The sequence below is a fragment of the Paraburkholderia sp. genome (assembly GCF_050742655.1).
Taxonomy (GTDB): Bacteria; Pseudomonadota; Gammaproteobacteria; order Burkholderiales; family Burkholderiaceae; genus Paraburkholderia.
On the sequence record NZ_JBOIGG010000053.1, the window covers coordinates 1 to 2,916 of the forward strand.

A 2,916-nucleotide genomic window follows, 5' to 3' on the forward strand; every position below is an offset into this window, starting at 1 on the left:
GAACCTAACTAGAGCGGTCCCATGAGCGCAGGGGGTCTCCTTTCATCGGCGCCGCAGGGCGTTGGATTCCCAACCGTCAGATTTTCGAGTAGGACTCCGTCATGAGCGGCGCCGCCACCCAGGAAAGAAATCCGTGGCTGAACCCAAAGGTCCTGCGTTCGGCGCGTGAATGGCGTGGCAGGACCGTCGAAGAAGCCGCGACAAAGATCGATAAGAGGCCAGAGGATATCGTCGCTTGGGAGACAAATTCGGGCGCGGCACCAACGGTTCGTCAAGCGCGTATTCTCGCCGAGTTTTACGGGCGCGCCTTCCTCGAATTTTTCCTTCCTGAACTACCGGTGGTTCCCCTTCCGACTCTCGTCCCGGATTACAGGATGCAGGCAGGCGTTACACCGCCGACTGAAAATCGCGAACTCCAGGCGATCCAGCAATGGGCGGAGACCCAACGCCTGAATGCATTGGGTCTGCTCGACGATCTCGGAGAAAAGGCGCCCCAAATTCCACAGGCGCTTTTCAAGACACTGTCGTCAGATGCTAGCGAGGCCGCGAAAGCCGCCCGCGAGGCGATCAAGTTTTCAATCCAAGATCAAATAAGCCTTACCAAATCCCAGGCAGATGGACTTCCCAACATACTGAGACGTAAATTCGAAACACTGGGGATTCTTACCCTAAAGGACCCCGATCTTAAGGAACTTGGCGTTCGCGGCATATGCATTGCCGTCTCCCCGCTTCCGATTATCGTATTCCGCAATGAAGCGCCCTCTGCTCAGGCGTTCACTCTCGCGCATGAGCTCGCTCACGTCATCACAAAACAGAGCGGTATTACAGGCCATCGGAGTGTCGAATACGACGGAAGTCCGGTCGAAAAATGGGCCGACAAATTCGCGGCTGCGTTCCTTATGCCAGCGGAGCAAATCGAAGCCGTATTTGACAACAGGCCAGCGCTCCCCGCGGACTCAATCTCCAATGAGCACCTGAATCGGCTGGCTGAGATTTTCCGCGTCAGCCCACACGCGATGCTGATCCGACTAGTTCACCTGGGGTATGTGCGTTCATCTTACTATTGGCAAATAAAGAAGCCTCAATTTGACGCAGATGAACGCGAATACCGTTCATTCGCAAGGGCAAGATACTACGGAAGTCGATATAGGTCGTGGCTCTGAGACCTATACACCGGCCTTGTTCTTGAGGCGTGGTCCATTGGTAAGATCACAAACCACAACGCTGCAGAATATATGGGCATCAAGAACATAAGTCATCTCAATGATATAAGAGATAACTTTCCAGTATCATGAAGAAATATTGCTTCGACACGTCGGGTATATCGAACCATCTGGAAACGATGCCAGAAGATATTTATGATTCAATGTGGACAACGGTAAAATTTGTCATCAGTACAGGTAGCATAGCGGTAACCAAAGAGATATACGATGAAATGACGCACATTCCTGGACAAATAGGCGACTGCATTAAGAGTAATGAAGCACAAATGGTCATTGAGGTTGGAAAGACGGACTGGAATTGAGAGCCGTATGTCAAATGTGCCAAGGATATGCAAATTTCACAGCGAGCCTTCATATCAGAATACAACAGAGGCTCTAATACCAACGGCCCTATGAAGGTATCCACGACAGCCAGGCGCGAGAAGCGAGAGAGGCGATGCGGCCTGTTTCAGCTGTTAGGGCGTTGCACGCCGCGCAGCAAGCATCGACAATAGAGGTATAGGTATCGAAGATGCGCCCTGCGAGGTAGTTTTGCCGCAGGTACTGCCAGACATCCTGAGCCCGTCGAAGGACCTGCGCGTTGAGTTCAGGGCTAGAGCGGGTCCCGATTAGGTGGAACCATATCCTGCGTTGCGGAAATAATTGAAACATTCGGTCGGGGGGAAGTCGTCGAGAGCGGTTCCGATGGCGTCCCACAGTGCGTCGACGGTTCGGCTGGACATTTTGCGTAACGTATTTTTCAGCTTGGCGAAAACCTGTTCTATCGGGTCGAAGTCAGGGCTGTAGGCTGGCAAAAAGCAGCGTGCCGCCCCGGCGGCCTCGATGGCTTTGCGAACGCCTGCGACTTTATGGGAACCGAGCGGAGCACGCCAGACGCCCCTGGCGGGCGGAGAGTTGTCCATCACCACGATGTCGCCAGGCGACAAGGCCGGAACGAGAACCTGTTCGACATAAGCAAGGAACTTTGCGCCATTGATCGGGCCATCGAAGACACAAGGCGCGGTGATGCCGTCGTGACGCAAGGCGGCCACGAATGTCGTCGTCTTCCAATGACCGAAAGGCGTGTCAGCGAGCAACCTTTTGCCTCTCTCGCAACGCCCATAGCGGGGCGTCATGTTGGTCGAAGCCCAGGTCTCGTCGATGAACACAAGCTTTTTAGGATCAAGGCCTTTCTGCATCTCGCGCCAGGCGTGACGGGCTCCTGAGCTCGCCGAAGGGCTGAACATCGGGCCTTTCCTGTTCCGTGGCGTGCAGAGTTTTTTTTAAAGGTCAATTGCAGATGCCGCAAAAAGCGTCCGACGGCGGACCGCCCGGCTTTGATCTCGAGCGCCGTCAACTTTTTCCACAACTCCGTGATCGTCAGGTCGGGCTCCGCCGCCACCAACGCCCGCACCTTGTCTTCATGCGCAGCCAGCGCGTGCCGCTTATGGCCGCCAAACTTTTGCGGCAGACAACCGCCGGTTGTCGCAACCTGCTGCATGAGCTTGATCACGCAGCTCGCACTGACCTCAAAGCTGCGCGCCGCCTTGCGCCGGGACTGACCTGCCAGAACCGCCCGCACCAGGCGGCCGCGTAAATCTTGCGAATAGGGTTTTGCCATCCATGCCGGCCTCCTTTCCAGCCAACAGGGTGAATCACGATTCGGCCGATTCGGGAATCCCCTCCCGATTCCGCCTTTTCGGGACCCGCTCTA

Annotated in this window: 2 protein-coding genes and 1 pseudogene; 2 read left to right on the plus strand and 1 reads right to left on the minus strand. The window is 55.2% G+C overall.

The features are described from left to right. Positions 1 to 101 precede the first annotated feature (101 nt). The gene (locus ACREXZ_RS30650) at positions 102 to 1,163 is read left to right on the plus strand and encodes an XRE family transcriptional regulator (RefSeq protein ID WP_431767883.1); all 1,062 of its coding nucleotides are present in this window, start codon (positions 102 to 104) and stop codon (positions 1,161 to 1,163) included. A 179-nt stretch (positions 1,164 to 1,342) separates the two neighbouring features. Continuing rightward, a complete protein-coding gene (locus tag ACREXZ_RS30655) occupies positions 1,343 to 1,525 on the plus strand; it encodes a hypothetical protein (protein WP_431767884.1) in 183 nt (60 codons plus the stop codon). A gap of 306 nt (positions 1,526 to 1,831) precedes the next feature. Here ACREXZ_RS30655 and ACREXZ_RS30660 read toward each other — a convergent pair. Then, a pseudogene (locus ACREXZ_RS30660) lies at positions 1,832 to 2,823 on the minus strand (IS630 family transposase). Positions 2,824 to 2,916: the final 93 nt, after the last annotated feature.